The organism is Corallococcus sp. CA054B (assembly GCF_003611625.1).
Classification (GTDB): Bacteria; Myxococcota; Myxococcia; order Myxococcales; family Myxococcaceae; genus Corallococcus; species Corallococcus coralloides.
This window is the reverse complement of sequence record NZ_RAVY01000425.1, coordinates 1-608: the sequence shown is the minus strand read 5'-3', so window position 1 is coordinate 608 and position 608 is coordinate 1. Positions and strand designations below refer to the sequence as shown.

Here is a 608-nt window from a genome sequence, read left to right as displayed (position 1 = left end):
GCGAAGAGGTGCCCCGAGTAGACGTCCTCCCCCCACGCCGTGCGCACCAGCGCCATGAGGCCGTCAATCGACTTGCGCATGTCCACCGGCTCCACCGCCAGCACCACGCGCACCGACGCAGGCAGGGTGAACACGGCTTACCGCCCCAGCGCCGCGACGAGCCGGGCCACGTACGCCACGTCGGTGCCCACGGCGAAGCGCACCCGCGCCCCGCTTGCCGCCATCACCTCCACCACCGACTCGGCCGCCGCGGTCGCCGTCGCCACCTGCACCGGCAACAACCGCACCGGCTTCCGCTCGCGCCAGCGCGGCCCGACGTGCCCGGTACACCCACGACTGCAACGTGCTCAGCCGCACACCCCGTGCCAACGCGAACTCCCGCTGCGTCTGCCCGCTCGCTTCAAAGGCCTCCGCGATGCGCGCCCACTCCGGTTTCTCCACCTGCTTCGCCATGCCCGGAAGCGTCCGCCGCGCGCCGCTACCCCGGCAATCCCTCACGGCACGTCGGTAACCGTCCGGCCAGTGACGTGCCGGGACGCTTGAAGACAGGCCCCGGCCGTGCTCGGCGAGCGCCGCGAGGGGCGAGTTGTTCAGGGACTGGGCTGGAG

Annotated in this window: 2 protein-coding genes; both read right to left on the bottom strand. The window is 72.5% G+C overall.

Annotated features, from left to right (window positions below; genetic code table 11):
• On the bottom strand, nt 1-104 hold a 104-nt coding region (gene tnpB, locus D7V80_RS44075; protein WP_370452494.1), incomplete at its 3' end, for an IS66 family insertion sequence element accessory protein TnpB.
• 33 nt (nt 105-137) lie between these two features.
• On the bottom strand, nt 138-287 hold the full coding sequence (locus tag D7V80_RS43380) for a hypothetical protein (protein WP_158616788.1): 150 nt from the start codon (nt 285-287) through the stop codon (nt 138-140).
• Between the last annotated feature and the right edge of the window lie 321 nt (nt 288-608).